Below are 23,912 nucleotides of genomic sequence, written 5' to 3'. Positions count from 1 at the left end.
AGCCACTAACTTGATTTCTACGAATGAATAAGGTTAGTGGCTCTTTTTAGCATTATAGTAATAAATATGAATAGAATAGTGGGATTAGCAATGGCAACAATGCTCACTGCGTCAACGCAGAGCCAGGCCCAGACACAGCATATCATAGGGCCTCAACATGTTACACTACAATCAGACTTGATGACTCCTGAAGCCCTTTGGGCTATGGGTAGAATCGGCAGTTCGCAGGCTTCTCCTAATGGGAAACAGATTGTATATCAGGTATCTTATTACAGTGTCAAGGAGAATAAAAGTCACACGATACTCTATGTAGCAGACGCAAACGGCCAGAACAAAAAGCAACTTACGCTCGACAACAAGAGCGAGAGCGATGCTGCATGGATAGAAAACGGCCAGAGAATCGCTTTCATACGCGATGGTCAGATATGGAGTAGCAAGGCAGATGGTAGCGACCGGAAGCAATTATCACACTCCGAGATAGATATTGAGGGATTTCGCTTCAGCCCCGATGGCAAGAAGATAGTACTCATCAAGTCGCTTCCCTATTACGGAACTATCAAGAAGAATCCCGAAGATTTGCCTAAGGCCACAGGCAGATTGGTAACCGATATGAACTATCGTCACTGGGATCACTATGTAGAAAGTATCGCCCATCCATTCCTTGCAGAGGTTTCTGAAGCCGGAATCAGCAATGGGACAGACATCATGGAGGGCGAACCCTATGAGAGTCCGGTCGCTCCTTTCGGCGGAATAGAACAGATAGCATGGAGTCCCGACTCCAAGACTATAGCCTATACCTCTCGTAAGAAAGAGGGAATACAGTATGCCATCTCTACCGATACCGACATCTTCCTTTACAATATTGACACAAAGGAAACCAAGAACATCTGTAAACCAGCCGGCTATGTAGAGCCTAAGACTGATGCTACCAAAACGATGAAAAACCAAACGGTGAATCATCAAGGAGCAGATATGAACGTAGGATACGACGTGAATCCTAAATTCTCGCCCAACGGAAAGTATATTGCCTGGCAAAGCATGGAACACGATGGCTACGAGAGCGACCGCAACCGCCTGTGTGTATACGACTTGACAAGCGGGAAGAAGAAATATGTTACCGAGAGTTTCGACTCAAACGTAGACGACTACTGCTGGAACAACGATTCCAAGACGCTTTATTTCCTCGGTATCTGGCACGCTACGGAAATGATATACCAGACCAATCTGGACGGAAAGGTCATACAACTCACTGACGGCTGGTTCGACTATGGAAGCATCCAATTAGCCAATAACGGCAATATGCTCTTGGCCAGCAGACACTCCCATCAGAGTGGCGACGAACTGTTCATGGTGAAACCAGACAAAGAGAAGAAAGCTGTAGTCAGCCAAATCACCTTTGAAAACAAGAACATCTACGACCAGTTAGCACTTGGCAAGACCGAACAGCGATGGGTGAAGACCACCGACGGCAAAGATATGCTCGTCTGGGTGATACTTCCCCCCCACTTCGATGCAACGAAGAAGTACCCCACACTGCTATTCTGCGAAGGCGGTCCACAAAGTCCCGTAAGCCAGTTCTGGAGCTATCGCTGGAATTTCCAAATCATGGCAGCCAGCGGCTACGTCGTTATTGCCCCCAACAGACGCGGACTTCCCGGCTTCGGAAGCAAATGGAACGAAGATATCAGTGGCGACTGGACTGGTCAATGTATGGACGATTACCTGAGTGCAATCGACGATGCAACGACAAATTTGCCTTACGTAGACAAAGACAGATTGGGATGTGTAGGAGCCAGCTTCGGCGGTTTCTCCGTGTTCTATCTGGCCGGACATCACGACAAACGATTCAAAGCCTTCATCGCCCACGACGGTGCTTTCAATCTGGAAAGTATGTATACTGATACCGAGGAGGCATGGTTCTCTAACTGGGAATACGAGAGTGCCCCCTGGAACAAGGATATTACCGCAAACGGCAAGAGGACATACGACAACAGTCCTCACAAGTTTGTCGACAAATGGGATACTCCTATCCTCGTCATCCACGGAGAAAAAGATTACAGAATCAATGCCAATCAGGGCATGGGAGCATTCAACGCTGCCCGTATGCGAGGCATCCCCGCAGAATTACTCATCTTCCCCGACGAGAATCACTGGGTACTGAAACCACAAAACGGTATTCTGTGGCAGCGCACTTTCTTCAGTTGGTTGGATAAATGGTTGAAAAAATAACAATACATATCAATAAAAATGGTCGAAAAAATTCAAAAGAAATTAAGTGACAGTGCTAGTGCCAGATGGACAGCCTTGTTCATTGTAGCCTTCACGATGATGATGGGCTACTTCATCACCGACGTCATGTCACCGCTAGAGGTACTACTTACCAAATCGGCATCGGCCGGTGGACTTGGTTGGAGTTCGGATGATTACGGCTTCTTTGCCGGCTCCTACGGACTTATCAACGTCTTCCTGCTCATGCTGTTCTTCGGAGGTATCATCCTCGACAAAATGGGAATCAGATTTGCCGGAACGTTATCTTGCGTACTGATGGTTGCAGGTGTCTGCATCAAGTACTATGGTATCACGGGAGATTTCGGCGATGCAAGGTTTACACTTGACTTTGCCAACTTCTCACTACCTATGTCAGCCGCTATCGCTTCGCTCGGTTTTGCCATCTTCGGAGTGGGCTGCGAGATTTGCGGTATCACCGTTTCCAAGATTATGACAAAGTGGTTTGCCGGACACGAGTTGGCATTAGCCATGGGACTACAGGTAGCCTTGGCCCGTCTGGGTACTGCTGCTGCCATGATGGGAAGCCTGCCTATAGCCAAGGCATTCGGCAACTCTATCGGCGCGCCTATTCTTCTGGGAGCCGCACTCCTAATCATCGGATTGCTAGCATTCCTGGTTTACAACGTCATGGACAAGAAGCTGGATGCTTCGACAGCTGCCTATAACGCCGAGAATGCAGAAGAAAGCGAAGATGAATCATTCCATTTCAGCGACTTGAAGCTTATCTTTACCAACCCTGGCTTCTGGTGTATCACTATTCTGTGTCTCCTATTCTATAGCGGAGTGTTCCCCTTCCTAAAGTTTGCTACCAAACTCATGGTGGCCAACTATGCCGTCAAGGAAGAGTGGGCAGGCATCATTCCCGGTCTGATTCCGTTTGGAACAATCTTCCTTACTCCCCTATTCGGCTCTATATACGATAAGGTGGGCAAAGGAGCTACGCTAATGTTGATTGGCAGTGCCATGCTCACCGGCGTCCATCTCATCTTCGCTACCCACATCCTGCCATACGGCTGGTTTGCCGTCATCATCATGATTGTGCTGGGCATTGCCTTCTCCCTAGTACCATCTGCCATGTGGCCAAGTGTGCCGAAGATTATTCCCTTGAAATATCTGGGAAGTGCCTACGCCGTCATATTCTATATCCAGAATATCGGTTTGTCGCTAGTTCCGATGTGGATAGGAAAAGTCAACGGTATCGATCCTAGCTACACCACCTCTATGAGCATCTTCACCGGTTTCGGTATCGCTGCCATCATCACTTCACTGGCACTCATTGCCATTGACAAGAAGAAAGGATACGGACTGCAAAAAGCCAATATCAAGAAATAAAAACGACTCATAGTTGTCCCAGATGATAAACATCGGGAGTACGAGGACTATATTCGTACAATACTATCTCCCCTTAATAGAATGCAGTAAAATCTCATCTATTAAGGGGATTTTCTTTTCCTTTGCCCATTCACCAGACCTCATCTTACGCATAATAGAATCAACCCCCAATTACTGCAAAGGCTCGGCAGCATCGCTGCAAGGGCCGAACAGCAGTGCTGCAAAGCCCAAACAGAACTACTGCGAAGCCTTTGCAGAAAACCCAATCAAACCGACATCCTCGCTAAACAAGATTCTATCACCACCCGCATGGATTCAGATACGGATAGTCATACAAAACAAAAGCGGTGCAACCCATACGAGTTGCACCGCTTATAGTATATTCAGATGTTACTTAGCACACCTTCTCCAATTTCTTCATAATCGCCAACATGAATACGAATGCCACCAGGCAGAGAACAATAAGCAATCCCCAAACCACATACAACGGCGCATCACCCCACAACAGAGCAGGAATACTCGTGAGATAGTTACCAACGGCCGTAGCTACAAACCATCCTCCCATCATCATGCCCTTATACTTCGGAGGCGCAACCTTGCTGACAAACGAGATTCCCATGGGCGAAAGCAGCAACTCACCAAAGGTCAATACCAGGTAGGTAGAAATAAGCCAATTAGACGACACCAATGTTTCGGCCGTAGCACCATTGGCAGCTTGCATGGCAGGCGTAGGAAGACCTATAGAGCCTATCGTCATAATGACAAAACCGATGGCAGCAATCAACATACCATACGCAATCTTACGCGGAGCAGACGGTTCTTTGCCGATGCGGCCCAACCAGCCAAAAATGGCCATACTAACAGGTGTCAGGGCTACCACGAAGAAAGGATTAAACTGCTGGAAGATAGGAGCATCAATTTCTGTCGGACCTGACAAGTTCAGATATTTCCATATCAAACCGGCAGCACCTAGAAAGACTACTGCACCGGAGATAGTCTTGCCACGACCTGTCTTAGACTGGAAGAAACCAAACAAGCCATATACCACAAAGATGGCCAATACCAAATTAAACACGTTAAAGAACATGCTCTCTGCACCAGTAGCACTCTTGACCGTGAATTCATCGGCAAACAGAGTCAACGTAAGACCGTTCTGATGGAAAGCCATCCAGAAGAATATAACGACAGTAAACACCAGTACGAGGGCTGTTACACGGTCGCGGGTTTCTTTAGGCGACAACTCTACTACTTCATCCTTGGCATCCGATACACGCACCGTGCCGCTTCCTTCTACATGCTTAAAGGTGCTACGGAATCCATAATAAATAAGAATAGAGACTATCAACGAGATACAAGCCACCCCAAAGGCAAAATGGTAACTGTCGTTGACAGATACTCCCAACTGATTCTGTGCCCAATTCATGATGCCAACGGCTGCGGACGGTGCAAAGAGTGCACCGATGTTGATAGCCATATAGAAGATGGAGAAAGCAGAATCGCGTTGTGATGAATAGCGAGGGTCGTCATACAGATTGCCCACCATCACTTGCAGATTGCCTTTGAACAATCCCGTACCAGCCGAAATCATGAGCAACGCAGCAGCCATACCAATGATAGCAAGCACGTTTGCACCCAGTGGCAAAGCTAAAACCACGTAACCGGCAAACATAATCATTACACCAATCTTCACCATTCGGCCATAACCGAACTTGTCGGCCAGCATACCACCGATGAAAGGTAGGAAATAAACTAATGCCAGGAAGGCTGCATAGATAGAGCCGGCCGTCCCCGCAGAGAAGCCAAAGTTGGCTTTCAGGAAGAGTACAAAGGTTGCCAGCATGGTGTAATAACCGAATCTCTCGCCGGTATTAGCCAATGCCAAGGCATAAAGTCCTTTAGGTTGGTTTTCAAACATAAGTTTTCAAGAATTTAAGTTACTATTTTTGTTTTTTGTTTTTCCTGGTTTTAACTATATCAATCCAGTAAGTCATCTTTATGACAACGTTACTTAGATTCGATTTAGCGAAGTAATCGCGCTTGGAAGCACCGTATAGATTGCCCAGTCCATAGTAATACCGGGCTTCCAACATGAAGTGTCCTATGGCCGGAATACTATATTCCAAGCCTGCACCCGCAGCAATACCATAGTCGAAACGATGTTCTACGGCCATCGTATCCTGCGCCACCACTGTATTGACACGGTCTTTTGTGTTCCGTGAGACGAAATCGAAGTTCGTCTTAGTGCGTTCACTGAGAAGCCAACCAAACTGCGGTCCTAAGTTTATAAAGAACTGCACTCCATTCGTTTCACGTCCCCAAGCCAGATGGGCCAGTAGCGGAAGCTGCACATAAGACAGCGTCCGGCTGTACGCTTCGGGCATACCCGTGGTGGCATTGATAACCGGCTGATTGTTTACATCGACAATATCCTCTTTCCAACCGACCTGAGCATAGTTCACTTCGGCCATGACAGAACATATCGTACTGAAATATTTCTCGCTCTTATAACGCAGGGATAAGCCCCCGGTCATTCCTCCCAACCACTTCTGATTGACTTTGGGTGTAAAGCCTACCTGACTCATCGCGTAACCACCATTGACACCCACAGAGAAGTCATTACGGTATTCTCCCACTTGAGCATGGGCAGACAATGCTACCAAGAACAATCCAGCTGCAAACGCAAAACGAATGTAACGACTCTTCATATCAATAGTTGATGCTCTCAATAGTTTGATTTACAGTGTAATGAATCAACTGGAAATTCTCATTCTGATATCCTCCATTACCTACCTTATTAAAATATAGTGGGGTCTGTATCGGCTTATAGACATGTTGTGACTTGCTGCCTACAAATGACTTTCCATACCTCCACACTCCCCGAATGAAATAAGAAGCATGGTCGTAACCGGTAAGTCCGAAACGAGGCAACGCATTCTGCATGCCTACTTGAAACCATCTTGCATAGCTATTGGCAATCTCGCGCGTCTGCGCATCGACGGGATTATAATAGAATGCGGTCGGGATATAGGTATCATATTTATAGAACGATGGCAAATTATACTCTACGTACATCAGCCATTCCGTATATCCAAACATGGAAATCTTGATTTGCGGATAGGAAACTGACAGCCCATCAAGCTTTGCAAACGCCACTCTCAACTCAGGAGAACGGCCTGTATTCAAAATGACTACATTAGGTTCTGTGCGGCTAAAGGCCTTGGCGAACATCTCTTCGCTTGACTTCAGGTTAGTGATGCTATACTTAGTACCGCGCTGTTCCAACTGCTTACGTAACCCGAAGGTAAATATTCCTTTACGGCTTGTGGTGTCATTGCAATCAATAAAGATTGCATGATGATGAGGGAATCGCTCCAAAAAGGCTTTGATGGCAGCATCGTTCTGTTTAGTGGGACTCTGATAGACTTGATATATCTGTTTATATGCCTCTACATCATTCCCACTAATAGAGAATGGAACAACCAGCTTTATATCATTCCTGGTGCAGAATTCGGCCAAAGTTTTCAGTTGTTTCGTATACAAAGGACCGAATATCAAATCACATTTCCGGGCATTATCATCCAGCAATACTGTTCTTATATCGGCATCAATGGGGACATTCCAACTATGGATAGAGGTGGAAACACCTTCTTTCTTCAACTTTTCGCATGCCATCAGGATACCCCGATAATACTCCACCATGCGCCTACCATCACCATCGACATCATGTAATGGCAGCATCACGCCTATTTTCACGGTGCGCCCCGCAGCTTGTTTCTCTGCCGGTTTAGCCGGTGCCGCAGGCTGGACAGGCTTGGCAGGGGTGGTCTCCGAAGCTGAAAAGGGAATAAAGATATAATCGCCCTTCTTGAGAGAGTAGCCTTCCAGTTTCATCTCCGGATTGGCATTCATCAATTCCGGAATCGAGATTCCATACTCTTTTGCGATTCCAAAGAGGGTATCCTTCTTCTTCACCTTGTACATATCACGCCACTTCGTGGTCTGCCCAACAGCCGATAAGGCAAAAAACAAGAATAATATGAATGACGCATAGCGAATCAAATACTTCATGATAGGTGCTTTTATTTATTACAATTGCAAAAATACAAAAAAACTCTCATCCCCATATGACATCTCTCATCTTTTTAGTAACTTTGCACAATTACAAACAATGAGAATAGGGATATTACATACTTCTTTGATAACAGCAATACTTTCGATTTCTCCGATTGCTGTATATGCTGATTTTACGCCTACGATAAACCCTACCGCCAGCGCCACAACGTCAGACGGGACGACCGAAGAAGGCATAACTACTTATTCAGGCTCAGCCCCGATTACATGTACTTTCAATGCCAACACGCTCAATCGGGCAGGATGGACTGCCCATTACGAATGGCATTTCTACACTGCCGGGGAAACCAAAACTCCGTATCTTATTAGATATGAGGAAAATACCAGTTATACATTCAAGGAATCCGGAACTCACTATATACAGCTTTATGCCACCTTTACAAACGGCTCTGATTCCGTGATATGGCAGAAAGAAGATACCAATCCCATCACGATAACCATATCGGAAAGCAAACTTGAGATGCCCAATGCCTTCTCGCCCAACGGCGACGGAGTCAACGACATCTACAAAGCCAAAAGCGGTTATCAAAGCATCGTGGAATTCAAGGCTTACATTTTCAACAGATGGGGGCAGAAACTCTATGAATGGGACGATCCTGCCGAAGGCTGGAACGGTACTTTCCACGGCAATCCTGTCAAAGAGGGAGTATACTTTGTATTGGTTAAGGCTAAAGGGGCAGACGGACATACGTTCAATATCAGAAGAGATGTAAACCTATTAAGAGGATATAGCAACGCACATGAATAGGAACGAAGACCAAATAAACATCTGGGGAGCACGCGTACATAATCTTAAGAATATAGATGTTACCATTCCGCGCAACTCACTAACAGTCATCACCGGACTCAGCGGTTCCGGCAAATCGTCATTGGCTTTCGACACGATTTTTGCTGAGGGACAACGCCGATACATAGAGACTTTCTCTGCCTATGCCCGTAATTTTCTGGGAAACATGGAGCGCCCGGATGTCGATAAGATTACAGGATTGAGTCCGGTCATCAGCATTGAGCAGAAGACCACCAACAAAAACCCTCGTTCTACGGTGGGAACAACCACTGAAATCTACGACTATCTGCGTCTGCTCTATGCCAGAGCAGGCACGGCCTACAGCTATATGACCGGCGAGAAGATGGTGAAATACACCGAAGAGAAAGTATTGGAGATGATTCTCAACAATTACGATGGAAAGAAAATCTACATCCTTGCACCGCTCGTCAGAAACCGCAAAGGCCACTATCGCGAACTCTTCGAAAGCATGCGTCGCAAGGGTTATCTCTATATACGGGTGGACGGAGAGATGATGGATCTTAAACCCGGTATGAAGACCGACCGCTACAAGAACCACAATATAGAAGTGGTAATAGACAAACTGGCCGTACAATCCAAGGACGACCAACGACTGAAGAAGACGGTTCAGGTAGCTATGCGCGAGGGTGAAGGACTTATCATGATTCTGGATAAGGACAGCAACGAAGGCAAATACTACTCCAAACGATTGATGTGTCCCACTTCGGGCATTTCATACAAGGACTCTGCGCCCAATATCTTCTCATTCAATTCACCCGAAGGTGCTTGCCCCCATTGCAAGGGATTGGGATATGTAAACCAAATAGACTTAAAGAAGGTCATTCCTAACGACAAGCTGAGTATACATGATGGCGCAATCCTGCCACTGGGGAAATACAAAAATCAGATGATTTTCTGGCAAGTCGCTGCCATTCTCGACAAATACGGCTACACGCTCAAGACTCCTTTCAAAGAAATTCCGCAAGAAGCTGTCAACGAAATTCTATATGGCAGCTTGGAAAAAGTGAAAATAAGCAAGGAGCTTGTACACACCAATTCCGACTATTTCATAGACTTTGACGGTATTATCAAGTATCTGCAAGATGTCATAGAGAATGACGATACGTCGGCAGGACAGAAGTGGGCTGACCAATTTCTGGCCGAAACCGAATGCCCGGAATGTCATGGACAACGGCTGAACCGCGAAGCCCTCTCTTACAAGATATGGGATAAGAACATCGCAACTGTTGCCAATTTCGACTTACTGGAACTGAAAGAATGGCTCGACCAGGTAGACGAGCATATGGATGAAACCCAAAAGAAAATTGGAACGGAGATAATCAAGGAAATCAAGACACGTGTCAACTTCCTCTTAGAAGTCGGACTCGACTATCTGTCATTAAACCGTCAGTCGGCAAGTTTGTCAGGTGGAGAGAGTCAGCGCATCCGATTGGCCACCCAGATTGGTTCACAACTGGTGAATGTACTATACATTCTTGACGAGCCAAGTATCGGATTGCATCAGCGAGACAACGAACGTCTCATCCGCTCGTTAAAGGAATTGCGCGACCTTGGCAATACGGTTATCGTGGTAGAACATGACAAAGACATGATGCTGGCCGCCGACTACATCGTCGACATAGGTCCTAAAGCCGGTCGAAAAGGTGGCGAGGTGGTATTCCAGGGAACTCCCAAGGAAATGCTGAAGACACATACTATCACCGCCGATTACCTCAATGGAGAACGAGCCATCACCATTCCTGCCAAGCGACGTGAAGGAAATGGCAAGACGCTGTGTCTGCGTGGCGCAACGGGCAACAATCTGAAAGACGTCGACATAGAATTCCCACTGGGCAAACTCATTGTCGTTACAGGAGTATCAGGTTCGGGGAAGTCTACCTTAATCAACGAGACACTACAGCCAATCCTCTCTCATCATTTCTACCGATCATTGAAAAAGCCCATGCCCTACCGAACTATTGAGGGCATAGACCATATAGATAAGGTGGTGAATGTAGACCAGAGCCCTATCGGAAGGACTCCCCGCAGCAATCCAGCTACCTATACGGGCGTGTTCAGTGAAATCAGAAAACTCTTCGTCAACCTGCCTGAAGCCAAAATTCGTGGCTATAAACCCGGCCGATTCTCTTTCAACGTGAAGGGTGGGCGATGTGAAACATGCGGTGGAAATGGCTACAAGACCATCGAAATGAACTTTTTACCCGACGTGATGGTCCCCTGTGAGGTGTGTCATGGCAAGAGGTATAACCGCGAAACACTGGAAGTCAGATTCAAAGGGAAAAGCATCGCGGATGTACTCGACATGACTATCAATCAAGCAGTGGAATTCTTTGAAAACGTACCTAGTATCCTGCCGAAAATCAAAAGTCTGCAAGATGTTGGCTTGGGATATATCAAACTTGGTCAGAGCTCCACTACCCTGTCAGGTGGCGAAAGCCAACGCGTGAAGCTGGCAACCGAATTAGCGAAGAAAGATACGGGCAAGACACTCTACATTCTCGACGAGCCGACCACAGGACTGCACTTTGAAGACATCAATATCTTGATGGATGTACTCCAGAAATTAGTAGATCGTGGCAACACCGTCATCATCATTGAGCACAATTTGGACGTCATAAAACTGGCCGACTACATTATTGACATGGGACCGGAAGGTGGTCGAGGAGGTGGCAAAGTCCTCTGCACCGGTACACCAGAAGATGTGGTAAAGACGAATAAGGGATATACCATCAAGTTCCTCAAAGAGGAATTAAAAAGCTAGGACTTATCGACAATGTTTCGAGTATAGTACGCTCAGACAGCTTACACCCCTTTATGAAAATACAGGGGATTCATACTTAAAACATTGCAAAGCCCAAACAGCAATGCTGCCCGACCTAGGCAGCAAAACAGCAAAGGCCTCGCAGCATCGCTGCGAGGCCTTTGCAATAATTTAAGGATTCTACTTTGCGTATGTTAAACCAATAACCCACGAAAGCCAGAGAGACCTACTCTGTCTCCTTTTCCTCTGCCGAAGCTGCTTTAACAGCTTTCTTACGGGTGGTAGCAGTCTTTTTCTTAGCAGCAGCTTGCTTCTCACGACGGGCGGCCTCGGCTTTCTCCATCTTCTCAACCTTAGCCTGCAAGCGGATGATTTCTTTTTCCTTCATCTCGATTTCTTCGCCTTGATTATTGATGGCTGTAAGCAGACTGTTCAATTCGTCATTATCTATCTCTTCAGGGTAAAGCCTGTTGACACGACTGATAAAGTCGCCAAGGATATTCATGTAGTTCGTAAAGGCATCGAACGGGCTAGTATAAATACCTCGGTCCAGTCCTACATTGCTAGGCTTGGTGGTCATAAAACGGAAGTTATTGCTTGCCTGTAGATAGTCCCAGTCTTGATTAATACGTGGGTCGTTGGATATACGCACGCGGTCGGCAACACTATACAGCTTGTTGAAAGCCTCACGCTGCATGGGATTACCAAGCCACGGACTAACGTCACGCTCCTCATCTATCCAACTCAATGTATCGGGTACTTCAAGTGCGCCGACACTCTTTACCTGCTTGAAGATTTCGCTTGGAGTAGAGAAGGTGATATCCCGCTCTTTTGCACAAGCAGGTAAAGCCTTGAAGAATTCAAGAATATTGCTGGAAAGCGGCTGTGCAATACCAAGGGCCGACAGCTCCATAAAAATGTTGATGTTCTTCTCTTCATCCGGCAGAGCTGCAATCTTGTCCACATACGCATCTGCAAAAAGAGGATAACCATCCCAACCGGTATCACTGAATCGCAATGCTATGTCATCACTCAACTGATAATCGCGAAGCAGCAACTTCAGGTTACGATTCAAAGTACAATTGTATACATAATGCGGAGACTTCCATCCTAACACGTGTTTAGCCCCTTCCGTAACCATACCCTTGAAACCCATATTCGCAACCTGAGCACCAATATCGTCACTATAAATCAAAGATGAATTGCGTAGAACAGTAGGATACTTTCCAAAGTACTCATTGATTTTCTCGCATTGGCGCTTTACCTCAGTAGCAAAACACTCTTCGTTGATGAGCGAAGAGAGTCCATGGGAATATGGCTCGGCAAGGAATTCCACACAACCGGTCTCATTCAGCTCCTGCAATTTGGCAAGAACCTGTGGAGCATGCATCTCCAACTGCTCCATTCCGACACCTGATAGTGAGAATGTCACTTTGAATTTGCCCTCATTCTCCTTTATCATGCTGAGCAAAGTATCCAATGCCGGCATATAACAGCGCTCTGTAGTATCGTTGATGGTACGCTCGGTCTCGAAATCATCATAGTAATAATGATCCGTTCCTATATCGAAAAAGCGATAACGTTTCAGATGAATAATCTGGTGTATTTCAAAATACAAACATATTGTTTTCATTATCTATGGTCTTTTAAAGATTTAACTATATAAATTGACAGACGCTATTTCCAACCCAAAGTGCGCATATAGAATTCTCGAATCCAAGCTCCAACACGCTCCCAAGTAATTTGATCGACTTCCCGTTTACCTTCTTCTTTCAGATAGTTAAACAGACTTTCGTTCGTACATATACTGTAAATTGAATCAGCCAGTGCATGAATATCCCAATAATCCACCTTGATACAGTTGGTCAGAATCTCGGCACACCCACTCTGCTTGGAAATGATTGTAGGCGTACCACACTGCATGGCTTCCAATGGAGAGATACCAAACGGTTCGCTTACAGACGGCATGACATACACATCACTATTCTTAAGGCACTCATAAACTTGTTTCCCACGCATAAATCCTGGGAAATGGAAACGGTCGGAGATACCTCTCTCCGCAGCCAGATAAATCATCTGGTCCATCATATCGCCCGAACCAGCCATACAAAAACGAATGTTACGACTACGATGAAGCACCATATTGGCTGCTTCTACAAAGTATTCCGGACCTTTCTGCATGGTAAGTCGGCCTAAGAAAGTTACGACTTTCTCACCTCCTTCATGGTTAGAACGAGGGATAGCAGCATTCTCCGGACTCAAAGGGTAAACGGCATTGTGAACCGTAAACACTTTGCGAGGGTCTTGATGATACTGATGTATGACCGTTTGGCGGGTCAACTCAGACACACACATAATGCAATCGGCATTATCCATACCGTCTTTCTCGATTCCATAGACAGTAGGATTTACCTTACCACGACTACGGTCGAAATCGGTAGCATGCACATGTATGCACAAGGGTTTGCCACTTACCTTCTTCGCATGAATACCTGCCGGATAAGTAAGCCAGTCATGTGCATGGATAATATCAAACTCAACCGTGCGGGCAACGACCCCTGCTATTATAGAATAGTTATTAATCTCATCATGAAGATTGGCCGGATAACCACCTGCAAAATCCACACATCCCAAGTCGTTGAGATACATATAGTTGAAATCGGCATAGAGATGGTCTCGCATTTTGAAATACATATCAGGGTCCATCACATTCCCTACCCGACTCTTCACATAGTCATAGTTGACGTCGCGCCATGCCACCGGCACACAATTCATGGCAACAATGTTGGCATAAGTGCGGTCTTCATCTCCCCAGGGTTTCGGTAAACAAAGTGTAGTCTCTATATCTCCCTGAGCATGGAGTCCTTCGGAAATACCGAAGTTGGCTGTCGCCAATCCACCATAGACGTGAGGAGGATACTCCCATCCAAACATTAATACTTTCATAGCATTCTCCTCCTATTATTATTTAAAGTTATACTTTTCCAATAATTCCAATGTTCGAAGAATCTCAGCCACATTCATGGCAAACGAGATAGCACCACGCCCGTGGAATGGAGGATTGCCGTCGAAGAGTTCAGGGATTGTACCCAAGCAGTGATACAGCATCTCGTCTTCATAACCAACCATCTGACGTTCAATGAAACTGAGCCGAGTACGCTTATAAAGTCGCAGACATGCCTCCATATAGAAACCACCCAGCCACGGCCATGCAGTGCCTTGATGGTACGCATAGTCACGCTGACTCTGCGGTCCTACATACATAGGATTGTACCCTCCGCTCTTTGGAGAGAGCGAACGCAAGCCCTTTGGTGTAAGCAGTTCGCGTGTACAGATATCCAACACACTCTTCTTTTGAACCAAGTCGAGCGGTGAATAGTCTAAAGCCACAGCAAAAATCATATTGGGACGGACGCTCCAATCTACCATATTTCCATCTACATAGTCGAACAGATAGCCATGTTCATTGTAGAACATATTGACAAATGACTCCTTACAACGTGCTACCAAAGAATGAAGTCGCGCTGCATGCTTTTCATTGTTATCAAGTTCAGCCATAGAAGCACAGAAACACAAGGCGTTGTACCACAAGGCATTGAATTCTACTATATATCCTGTACGGGGTACAACGGGGCGACCGTTAGCCATAGAGTTCATCCATGTAACCGGCTTGTCTTTACCTTCCGTACGCAGCAGCCCATTATCATCAAGATGCAGATTGGGATGCTTGTTTCCCTCTATAAACAGAATAATAGCTTTCAAGAACGATCCATACCGCTTCAGACACTCTTCATTCCCCTGCTCCTTAGCATACTGTTGCAGACACCAGATAGCCCAAAGGGGAACATCAGGCTGCTCCATCTCGTAAATATTCACCGAAAGCGACTTGCCCACCATGAACTCCCGCAATCCTTTTTCTGCCGTCTTCATCACCAGTTCAAAGTAATCCGGCTCCTCTATAGAAAGCGTCAATCCCGGCAATGAGATAAACGTATCGCGGGCACGACACTTGAACCACGGATACCCAGCAAGGATATAGCGATCGTCATTGGACTTGCGAATGTGGAATTGGTGAGCTGCATTGACTAGACAGTGGAAGAAATTATCTCGCGGACTTCGCTCCTCCACTTCCTTCTCAAAAAGAGTTTTCAGAGTCCTTGTCTTCGATTCTGAAGTAGAAGCAGCAAAAACGATACTCTCTCCTTTCTTGATATTCATCTCAAAATAACCAGGAACATACAAATCTTCGTTCGAAGCATACCCACGCTCCTGCTCTTTTGGGTATTCCACACCGCGATACCAATCGGGCTGGAAGACAAATTCATTCTTCTTACTGAACTGCATGTACAGGTCGGGATAGCCCGCATACATACACGTCCTGATTCCATCTTCCACTTGCTCATAGTCCCGATTCACATTGGAATTCTCATGAGTGAACTGCCGGACACTGCGGAATGCCAAGAAAGGACGGAAACGCAATGTCGTGGCAGAATGGGCATCCACCAACGTATAGCGTATCAATATTCGGTTCTCATAGTGCTGAAAAACGACTTCTTTTTTCAGAATGACGCCGCCTACCCTATATAATATTGTAGGAACTTTACCACAATCGAACTCACGAATATACTTATGCCCCAATGGACTGTAATTGTTGCCTTGATACTTATGTAATCCGAGATTGAATTCAGCGCCATGCTGGATAACAGTCACGTCCATCGAAGAGAGCAAGACATGATTTTCATCATCCAACTCAGGAACCGGAATAACAAGCAAGCCATGATATTTCCGAGTATTGCAATCCACAATCGTAGAACAGGAATAAGCTCCCGAACGATTCGTACGAAGCAATTCTCGCGGCAATGACTCTTCCAAATTAGTCATCAATGCCTTCTCAAATCGTAAATAACTCATAGTTCCGTATTAAGGTTTAAATATTTCAAAAAATCTATTTTAGCGACAACACGCTCTCGCTATAGCAAAAGCTGCATGTCTTGACTTCAAAGTTAAACATTTCCGACGGTAAAACAAAATAAAACCCAGCTTTTTATTAAAAATTGAAATCATTTCAAGTAGATGCTCATATTTTCTATATAGAGAAACTTATTTTCGAACATTTTTAGTATTTTTGCACATATTTGGCGTTGTGAAGAATATAGCATCACACCCAATCACATTAAAAGAATATGGTAAATTATGGCTTTGAAAGGTGAGATGACCAAAGAAGATGTTATCAAAGCAATCTCAGACTTATGGACAGAGTTGACAGACAAGCAACGTATCACACTGTCTGATAGCATAGAAATCCGCAAGTTCAAGAAGAACGAGTTGATATATAAAGACCAAGAAGGCCCAACACAAATGATGTGCCTGATACATGGGAAGATTAAAGTGTATAAGGTCGGCATCGGCGGACGCAACCAGATTCTACGCGTTTTCAAGCCTATGGAGTTCTTCGGCTATAGAGCTTATTTTGCCAAAGAAGAGTACAAAACGGCTGCAATGGCATTTGAGACGAGCACCGTTGCATTCTTTCCTATGGATGTTATTATCAGACTCATGCAGGAGAATCACCACATCAGCTTCTTCTTCATCCAAAAACTGGCTATCGAACTGGGTTGTTCAGATGACCGAACCGTCAATCTGACACAGAAACATATTCGGGGACGGCTTGCCGAAGCATTGATATTCCTGCAAGAGAGCTATGGATTAGAAGAAGATGGATTTACACTCAGCATCTATATGGGCAGAGAAGACCTGGCCAACATATCGAACATGACGACAAGCAATGCCATCCGGACGCTCTCTACTTTCGCCGACGAGAAACTCGTAGCCATCGACGGAAAGAAAATTAAGATTATCAATCACGATGAACTTGTAAGAATTTCAAAGATGGGCTAAGACGGAATCAAGAAATTAATCACTTCCTGTTCCACATTTATCTTAAATGCACCAACCGGTGTTTTCATCAACCGTCCGTCAATTCCCACCATCGCATGCTGTGCCTCCAGCACCTCTATCTCCCTCGTACGATAGGGATGCACACTTTTATGATTCAGGAATTTACCTTTGACAAAAAGATAAAAGCCCTCCAACAGCTGTGTCATTTCGGGATGATAAACCACCGATACATCCAACAAGCCATTATAAGGAACAGCATTAGGCGTCTGGCCATAACCCGTTGAATTACCGACACATACAGTCATAACCTTACGCTTCACTTCATCCGTATTGATTTTAAGGTGCATCCTATAGTCCAGCCGTTGGAATATCATCAGTACAAAGGAGAATATAAACGACAAGGTACGGGAACCAAACAGATGACGTGTCTGCTTCCTCAAATTCATAATGGCCGCTATCAATCCGATATTGACACAATTCAGGAAATAGCGATGACACTTCTCTCCATGCTTATTGGTATATCGAATACAGCCTAGATCTATCTTTCTGACACGCCGTGCTTTCAGCCACTCTATCGTCTGGTCATAATCAGATTCCCTGAATCCCCAAAAATGGGCAAAGTCATTCATCAGCCCATTGGGAATCAAGCCCAAAGTCACAGCGTCCCTCACGCTCTTTTCCACCATCATCAAGCTATTGACAGCATCGTTTAAGGCCGAATCGCCTCCCACAATAATGATGGTACGATAGCCATTATTGACCATCATGGAGACGAGTCTTTCAACGCTACCGGCATTCTCACTTTGTATAAAGTCGTATTCCACTCCGTGAGAATTCAAACTACGCTCTATCTTCTTCCATCGTTTTGCAGGCGTACCCCACCCCTCATGCTTGGGACAAAAGAGTATTCCCCATCTGTTTTCGCTTACTGCCATAACTCCTTGATTATATTTATCTTATCATCCATCGGATTTAACGCATCAATCCAATGGATATGTAATCCACGACGCTCCATACCACGAAACCATGTCATTTGCCGTTTGGCAAACTGATGAATGGCTATTTCCAACAAATGATACATTTCATCATAGGACAGTCGGCCTATGATATACTCCGTCACATATTTATATTCCAATCCATAGTAGATAAGAGATTCCGCCTCTATCCCGCTGTCAAGGAGCGATTTCACCTCGTCTACCATGCCGTTTTCCAAACGCGTTTTGAGCCGAGACGATATTTTCGCCCGCCGGGCATCACGCTCAATATCAAGCCCTATAATCAAAGAGTCTACTCCCGGCATTTCTCTTTTAGCCATAGGATGCTGCACGTTATAGGTTTCTATTTCTATTGCACGGATGGCACGCTGGCAGGAGTCAACGTCTGTCGTATTGTGCATGGCACTCCCCGTTTGCTTCTTCAGCTGCTCCAGCATCGGAATCAACTCTTCCAACGACTTTCCCGACAACGATTCACGCAACGACTCATTCTGCGGTACAGGCGACAACTGGTAGCCTTTCAATACAGACTCTATATATAGCCCCGTTCCTCCACAAAGAATGGGCAGCCTACCGCGATTCAGAATGCCCTGGTATGCGTCTCTGAAATCTTCTTGGTATCGAAACAGGTTGTACTTAGTTCCTGGTTCACAAATATCTATCAGATGATAAGGTATATCCTGTCCCTTGACCACATAATCGTCCAAATCCTTACCTGTACCAATGTCCATGCAACGATACACCTGCCTACTGTCGGCACTGATTATCTCTGCATTCAGCTCCAAAGCCAAATGCGCGGCAAGAGTCGTCTTGCCACAAGCCGTAGGACCTAATATAGTAATCATCTGGTACACTGAGACAAAGATATTAAAAAAAAGCCACCCGACAATGCCGGGTGGCTATATTTTTACATAACTAGGTAAAAGTCAATTATGCGTTAACCTTAGCCATGTGCTTAATCAGCTCTACTACCTTGTGAGAGTAACCGATTTCGTTGTCATACCAAGATACAACCTTTACGAATGTATCGGTAAGAGCGATACCAGCCTTAGCGTCGAAGATAGAAGTACGAGCGTCGCCGAGGAAGTCAGAAGAAACAACAGCATCTTCTGTATAACCCAGAACACCAGCCAACTCACCCTCAGAAGCAGCCTTCATAGCGTCGCAAATCTCAGCGTATGTAGCAGGCTTAGCCAAGTTTACAGTCAAGTCAACAACAGATACATCCAAAGTAGGAACACGCATTGACATACCTGTCAACTTACCGTTCAACTCAGGAATAACCTTACCTACAGCCTTAGCAGCACCTGTAGAAGAAGGGATGATGTTGCCAGAAGCAGCACGACCACCACGCCAGTCCTTCAAAGAAGGTCCGTCAACAGTCTTCTGAGTAGCTGTTGTAGAGTGAACTGTTGTCATCAAACCGTCTGTGATACCGAACTTGTCGTTCAGAACCTTAGCGATAGGAGCCAAGCAGTTTGTAGTACAAGAAGCGTTAGAAACGAACTGTGTACCCTTAACATATTTGTCGAAGTTTACGCCGCAAACGAACATAGGAGTATCGTCCTTAGAAGGAGCAGACATAACAACATATTTAGCACCAGCGTCGATGTGGCCCTGTGACTTCTCCTTTGACAAGAAAAGACCAGTAGACTCAACAACATACTCAGCACCAACCTCGTTCCACTTCAAGTCAGCAGGATTGCGCTCTGCTGTCACGCGAATAGGATTACCGTTAACGATGAGCTTTGAGTTCTCAACATCAGCTTCGATAGTACCTTCAAACTTACCGTGCATAGTATCATACTGAAGCATGTAAGCCAAATAGTCTACAGGGCAAAGGTCGTTGATACCTACAACCTGAACTTCTTTTGCGTTAGCTGCTTCACAAGTAGCGCGGAATACGAAACGGCCGATACGACCGAAACCGTTAATACCAATTTTAATCATTTTACTTTAAATTTATTAATTAAAGGGTTAAATATCACATTTTCAAAAGTCTCTCTGTCTATCCTGACGAAACCCCTTTAATCATTCCATATCAAAAGATAACGCCATTGAGACATTTTTTCTTCTTTCCGAGTGCAAATATACAAAATTATTTCTATATTTGCAGATAATTAGAGTATTAAAATATTAAAAATAAACTCGCCACGACGGCCAAGTCTTGCAGGAAAGAAATAGACTTCCAGAGTGCAAACTCAAGGTGGCAAAATAACAATTAATTATAATAAGCTATGAGTAAAATCTTGAACGAATTCAAGGAATTCGCAGTAAAAGGAAATGCAGTAGATTTGGCTGTCGGTGTCATCATCGGCGGTGCTTTCGGTAAAATCGTATCATCTATTGTCGATGATTTAATCATGCCTGTAGTAGGTATGCTCATCGGAGGCTTCGATTTCAAGACTCTTGCCATCACGGTAGGCGAAGCAAAGATTACCTATGGTAATTTCATCCAGAATGTACTTGACTTCCTCATCATCGCTTTCTGTATCTTCATGCTTGTAAAGGGCATCAATGCGCTGAAGAAGAAAGAAGAAGCACCCGCTGCTCCCGAAGCACCGGCAGAACCCAGCAACGAGGAGAAACTGCTCTCCGAGATTCGTGATTTGCTGAAAATGAAATAACACTCTCTGTCTGGAGAATGAAAATTTTTGGAAATATCATTTGGTTAATATTCGGTGGCTTGGAAACAGCCATCGGATATTTTCTTTCCAGTCTGGCTTTGATGATTACGATAGTGGGAATTCCTTTCGGCATCAAGACCCTGAAAATAGGAATCCTATGCCTGTGGCCTTTCGGCTCACAGATAGTAGAAAGTTCCAGTGTAGGCGGATGCCTGGACCTCGTGATGAACATTATTTGGATATTCATCGGAGGCATATGGATTTGCCTGACCCACCTGTTATTCGGCGTCCTACTCTATATCACTATCATCGGAATACCCTTCGGCAAGCAACATTTCAAGTTGGCACGCCTTTCATTATCTCCTTTTGGTAAAGATATTATTTAGGTTCTCCACCCTACTGCTTTCCATTCAAATCACTGCCAAGGCTCTGCAATGTCACTGCCGAGCCTCTTCAGCACTACTGCAAAGGCTTAGCAGCAATTCTGCTAAGCCTTTGCAGTAAATCAACGAAAAATATATCGCCGCATAACAAAACAGGGAATAAGCACTCAGCTTATTCCCTGATATAGTCTTTGGTCAGCATGTCATAATACAATGCCTCCAATTCTCCTTGTTTGAGTTGTTCCACCGAGTGGACAATCTTTCTCAACAGTTCCTCACGCTTGTACTCATCTTCTACATGGCCGAAGCGTGTCCTAACCTTCGTCATTACTCGTGAAGTATTATTCCCACTCGATTGTCGAAGGTGGTTTTGAAGAGATGTCGTAGCAAACACGATTTACCCCCTTCACCTTGCGGATGATTTCGTTTGACACATCGGCCATGAAGTCATAAGGCAGATGTGCCCAATCAGCCGTCATGGCATCCATACTAGTCACAGCGCGCAATGCTACCGGATGCTCATAAGTACGTTCATCACCCATCACTCCGACACTGCGAATGGTTGAGAGCAATACCGTACCAGCCTGCCAAACCTTATCATAGAGACGTTCACCATCTTCACAGATATAGTCGTGCATCTTTTCGATGTAGATATCGTCGGCATCTTGAAGGATACGCACCTTATCACGGGTGATGTCACCCAATATACGCACGGCCAAACCTGGTCCGGGGAACGGATGACGCTTAATCAATCGTTCGGGCATGCCCAGCTCATAACCCACACGGCGTACCTCGTCCTTGAACAGCCATTGCAGCGGTTCGCAGAGCTGAAGCTTCATCTCCTTGGGCAATCCGCCTACATTGTGGTGGCTCTTAATAGTCATGCCCGTGATGCTCAAACTCTCAATTCTATCTGGATAGATAGTGCCTTGGGCAAGCCATTTGGCATCGGTAATCTTCTTTGCCTCAGCATTGAACACCTCAACAAAGTCACGACCGATAATCTTACGCTTCTGTTCGGGGTCTGTTACACCTTCCAAATCCTTGAAGAACTTTTCGCTTGCATCCACACCAATCACGTTCAATCCGAGTCCGGAATAGGCTTCCATCACCTTCTCGAATTCATTCTTGCGCAGCATACCGTGGTCTACGAAGATACAGGTAAGGTTTTTACCGATTGCCCTATTCAGCAAAGTGGCACATACAGAAGAGTCTACACCACCCGACAATCCCAAAATCACACGGTCGTTACCTAGTTGCTGCTTCAATTCCTCTACCGTACTTTCCACGAAGGAAGCTGCACTCCATTCCTGCTTGCTGCCACAGATATCAACTACAAAGTTCTTCAACAGTGTCTTGCCTTGCAATGAATGGTATACCTCCGGATGGAATTGCACAGCCCAGATACGCTTCTGCTCATTTGAGAAAGCGGCAAACTTCACATCATTCGTAGAACCAATGATGTCGAACCCTTCCGGTATTGCCGTGATGGTATCGCCATGCGACATCCACACCTGTGAGCCTTTATCGAATCCCTGGAACAACTTTGAATCCAAATCGATGGTCTCCAGGTTTGCACGTCCATACTCTCTCGTACCAGCCTGCTCCACCTTACCACCTCCCGAATGAGAGATAAACTGTGCTCCATAGCAGATGCCCAAGACAGGATACTTACCTACAAAATCATCCAAGTTACACTTGAATGCCTCCTTATCATGTACCGAATATGGTGATCCGCTCAAGATGACACCTATTACCGAAGGATCGTCCTTCGGAAACTTGTTATAAGGTAAGATTTCGCAGAAGGTATCGAGTTCACGAACACGACGTCCAATCAACTGGGTCGTCTGTGAACCGAAGTCTAATATGATTATCTTCTGTTGCATAAAATATATTTGATTAAATTTCGTTCAAAAACTTTTCCGCATCATGCAGGGTTTCCAACTTCCCTACATCCATGAGTTTGAGATTGTCCTTCACATATCCTCGGATAACACGGTCCTTGCAATACTTCAGATAGAAGTCTACAATGCCAAACTTATCCGGCATATCGTCCATACAAGTAAATAAAGATGGTGAAAACACATGGATGCCGCTAAAAGCATACATATCGTGGTCAGAAATTTCCAGATGCTGATACGGACTCTTCACTTCGTGGGTCTCGATATTCGTCCATCCTTTCAACAAGTGTGAATCGTCTTGCGAAAAGAGGAAATAGCGTTTCGTCTTGCGAGTGCTTACAAGCAGGGTCGCATCGGAACGCATCCCTTCCTCATAGAATTTCTGCAAATCTATATTGCTCAAAATATCTACATTATGTATCAGAATGGGGGCTGACAAATCAAAAAAAGGTCTGGCTTTCTTGATACCACCACCAGTTTCCAGCAGTCCTTCACGCTCATCACTAATCAGAATATCTACTCCAAAATTGGCATTTGCGTCCAAATAATCTATGATTTGATCGGCAAAATGATGGACGTTAACGATGAGACGCGTAAATCCGGAATCCTTCAATTTAAGGACGACATGCTTGAGCAGTGGCTCTCCTCCTACTCTTACCAATGCCTTGGGAGTGCTATCGGTAAGTGGTTTCAGGCGAGTTCCTAAACCTGCCGCAAAAATCATAGCCTGCATCATCGTCCTTATGTCGTTTTATATCTGCAAAATTAGTCTTTTTATTTGAGATGT

The 23,912-nt window shown here is 45.2% G+C and carries 19 protein-coding genes; 7 read left to right on the top strand and 12 right to left on the bottom strand.

The genetic code is table 11. The annotated features are described in order from the left end of the window. Positions 1 to 66: 66 nt before the first annotated feature. Together dpp5 and ACZ42L_RS02005 are read left to right on the top strand one after the other, a co-directional pair. Positions 67 to 2,229: a dipeptidyl-peptidase Dpp5 gene (gene dpp5 / locus ACZ42L_RS02010; protein ID WP_464716475.1), complete on the top strand. Its 2,163-nt coding sequence runs from the start codon at positions 67 to 69 to the stop codon at positions 2,227 to 2,229. An 18-nt stretch (positions 2,230 to 2,247) separates the two neighbouring features. Then, on the top strand, positions 2,248 to 3,621 hold the full coding sequence (locus ACZ42L_RS02005) for an MFS transporter (protein WP_464700299.1): 1,374 nt from the start codon (positions 2,248 to 2,250) through the stop codon (positions 3,619 to 3,621). Positions 3,622 to 4,015: 394 nt separating this feature from the next. On the opposite strand, the gene ACZ42L_RS02000 is transcribed toward ACZ42L_RS02005, so the two are convergent. Genes ACZ42L_RS02000 through ACZ42L_RS01990 form a run of 3 tightly spaced genes read right to left on the bottom strand, consistent with a single transcriptional unit; the run spans position 4,016 to position 7,689 of the window. Further along, entirely contained in the window at positions 4,016 to 5,536 is a 1,521-nt protein-coding gene (locus ACZ42L_RS02000; protein WP_464716474.1) for a peptide MFS transporter, read from the bottom strand. Between the two features lie 22 nt (positions 5,537 to 5,558). Continuing rightward, positions 5,559 to 6,326: a porin family protein gene (locus ACZ42L_RS01995; protein WP_464700295.1), complete on the bottom strand. Its 768-nt coding sequence runs from the start codon at positions 6,324 to 6,326 to the stop codon at positions 5,559 to 5,561. A gap of 1 nt (position 6,327) precedes the next feature. Next, a complete protein-coding gene (locus ACZ42L_RS01990; RefSeq protein WP_464716473.1) occupies positions 6,328 to 7,689 on the bottom strand; it encodes an amino acid ABC transporter substrate-binding protein in 1,362 nt (453 codons plus the stop codon). 100 nt (positions 7,690 to 7,789) lie between these two features. On the opposite strand from ACZ42L_RS01990, the gene ACZ42L_RS01985 reads away from it, so the two are divergent. After that, complete coding sequence (locus ACZ42L_RS01985) at positions 7,790 to 8,500, top strand: gliding motility-associated C-terminal domain-containing protein (protein ID WP_464700291.1); 711 nt, start codon at positions 7,790 to 7,792, stop codon at positions 8,498 to 8,500. Next, complete coding sequence (uvrA, locus tag ACZ42L_RS01980) at positions 8,493 to 11,321, top strand: excinuclease ABC subunit UvrA (protein ID WP_464716472.1); 2,829 nt, start codon at positions 8,493 to 8,495, stop codon at positions 11,319 to 11,321. Before ACZ42L_RS01985 ends, uvrA begins: the two co-directional genes overlap by 8 nt. A gap of 226 nt (positions 11,322 to 11,547) precedes the next feature. On the opposite strand, the gene ACZ42L_RS01975 is transcribed toward uvrA, so the two are convergent. Genes ACZ42L_RS01975 through ACZ42L_RS01965 form a run of 3 tightly spaced genes read right to left on the bottom strand, consistent with a single transcriptional unit; the run spans position 11,548 to position 16,232 of the window. Continuing rightward, entirely contained in the window at positions 11,548 to 12,954 is a 1,407-nt protein-coding gene (locus ACZ42L_RS01975) for a glycoside hydrolase family 57 protein (RefSeq protein ID WP_464716471.1), read from the bottom strand. 44 nt (positions 12,955 to 12,998) lie between these two features. Further along, positions 12,999 to 14,267 (bottom strand): glycosyltransferase family 4 protein, encoded by a 1,269-nt coding sequence (locus tag ACZ42L_RS01970; protein WP_464716470.1) that lies wholly within the window; start codon positions 14,265 to 14,267, stop codon positions 12,999 to 13,001. 18 nt (positions 14,268 to 14,285) lie between these two features. Then, on the bottom strand, positions 14,286 to 16,232 hold the full coding sequence (locus ACZ42L_RS01965) for a glycogen debranching enzyme N-terminal domain-containing protein (protein ID WP_464716469.1): 1,947 nt from the start codon (positions 16,230 to 16,232) through the stop codon (positions 14,286 to 14,288). A 282-nt stretch (positions 16,233 to 16,514) separates the two neighbouring features. Here ACZ42L_RS01965 and ACZ42L_RS01960 point away from each other — a divergent pair, with 282 nt between their 5' ends. After that, on the top strand, positions 16,515 to 17,219 hold the full coding sequence (locus ACZ42L_RS01960; RefSeq protein WP_464703331.1) for a Crp/Fnr family transcriptional regulator: 705 nt from the start codon (positions 16,515 to 16,517) through the stop codon (positions 17,217 to 17,219). Here the strand turns inward: ACZ42L_RS01960 and ACZ42L_RS01955 are convergent. From ACZ42L_RS01955 to gap, 3 genes are all read right to left on the bottom strand, one after another. Next, entirely contained in the window at positions 17,216 to 18,154 is a 939-nt protein-coding gene (locus tag ACZ42L_RS01955) for a diacylglycerol/lipid kinase family protein (protein ID WP_464700278.1), read from the bottom strand. The two genes, ACZ42L_RS01960 and ACZ42L_RS01955, sit on opposite strands and share 4 nt — an antisense overlap. After that, positions 18,145 to 19,059 (bottom strand): tRNA (adenosine(37)-N6)-dimethylallyltransferase MiaA, encoded by a 915-nt coding sequence (gene miaA / locus ACZ42L_RS01950; RefSeq protein ID WP_464716468.1) that lies wholly within the window; start codon positions 19,057 to 19,059, stop codon positions 18,145 to 18,147. The genes ACZ42L_RS01955 and miaA overlap by 10 nt, the downstream gene beginning before the upstream one ends. An 85-nt stretch (positions 19,060 to 19,144) precedes the next feature. After that, complete coding sequence (gene gap / locus ACZ42L_RS01945; RefSeq protein ID WP_464700274.1) at positions 19,145 to 20,164, bottom strand: type I glyceraldehyde-3-phosphate dehydrogenase; 1,020 nt, start codon at positions 20,162 to 20,164, stop codon at positions 19,145 to 19,147. 287 nt (positions 20,165 to 20,451) lie between these two features. Between gap and mscL the strand changes: the two genes are divergently transcribed. Then, on the top strand, positions 20,452 to 20,841 hold the full coding sequence (gene mscL, locus ACZ42L_RS01940) for a large-conductance mechanosensitive channel protein MscL (protein ID WP_464700273.1): 390 nt from the start codon (positions 20,452 to 20,454) through the stop codon (positions 20,839 to 20,841). Positions 20,842 to 20,858: 17 nt separating this feature from the next. After that, positions 20,859 to 21,227, top strand: a complete 369-nt coding sequence (locus ACZ42L_RS01935) for a YccF domain-containing protein (RefSeq protein WP_464700271.1) — start codon at positions 20,859 to 20,861, stop codon at positions 21,225 to 21,227. 169 nt (positions 21,228 to 21,396) lie between these two features. Here ACZ42L_RS01935 and ACZ42L_RS01930 read toward each other — a convergent pair whose 3' ends face one another. From ACZ42L_RS01930 to ACZ42L_RS01920, 3 genes are read right to left on the bottom strand one after another with little or no spacing between them, the layout of a single operon-like run. Next, a complete protein-coding gene (locus ACZ42L_RS01930; RefSeq protein WP_464700269.1) occupies positions 21,397 to 21,552 on the bottom strand; it encodes a hypothetical protein in 156 nt (51 codons plus the stop codon). 13 nt (positions 21,553 to 21,565) lie between these two features. Then, positions 21,566 to 23,110 (bottom strand): glutamine-hydrolyzing GMP synthase, encoded by a 1,545-nt coding sequence (guaA, locus tag ACZ42L_RS01925; protein ID WP_464703328.1) that lies wholly within the window; start codon positions 23,108 to 23,110, stop codon positions 21,566 to 21,568. Between the two features lie 13 nt (positions 23,111 to 23,123). Next, on the bottom strand, positions 23,124 to 23,861 hold the full coding sequence (locus tag ACZ42L_RS01920) for a nucleotidyltransferase family protein (protein ID WP_464716467.1): 738 nt from the start codon (positions 23,859 to 23,861) through the stop codon (positions 23,124 to 23,126). Positions 23,862 to 23,912: the final 51 nt, after the last annotated feature.

It is taken from the genome of Prevotella mikamonis, assembly GCF_055381405.1.
The sequence above is the reverse complement of the archived record's forward strand: the minus strand, read 5'-3'. Positions and strand labels throughout refer to the sequence as shown.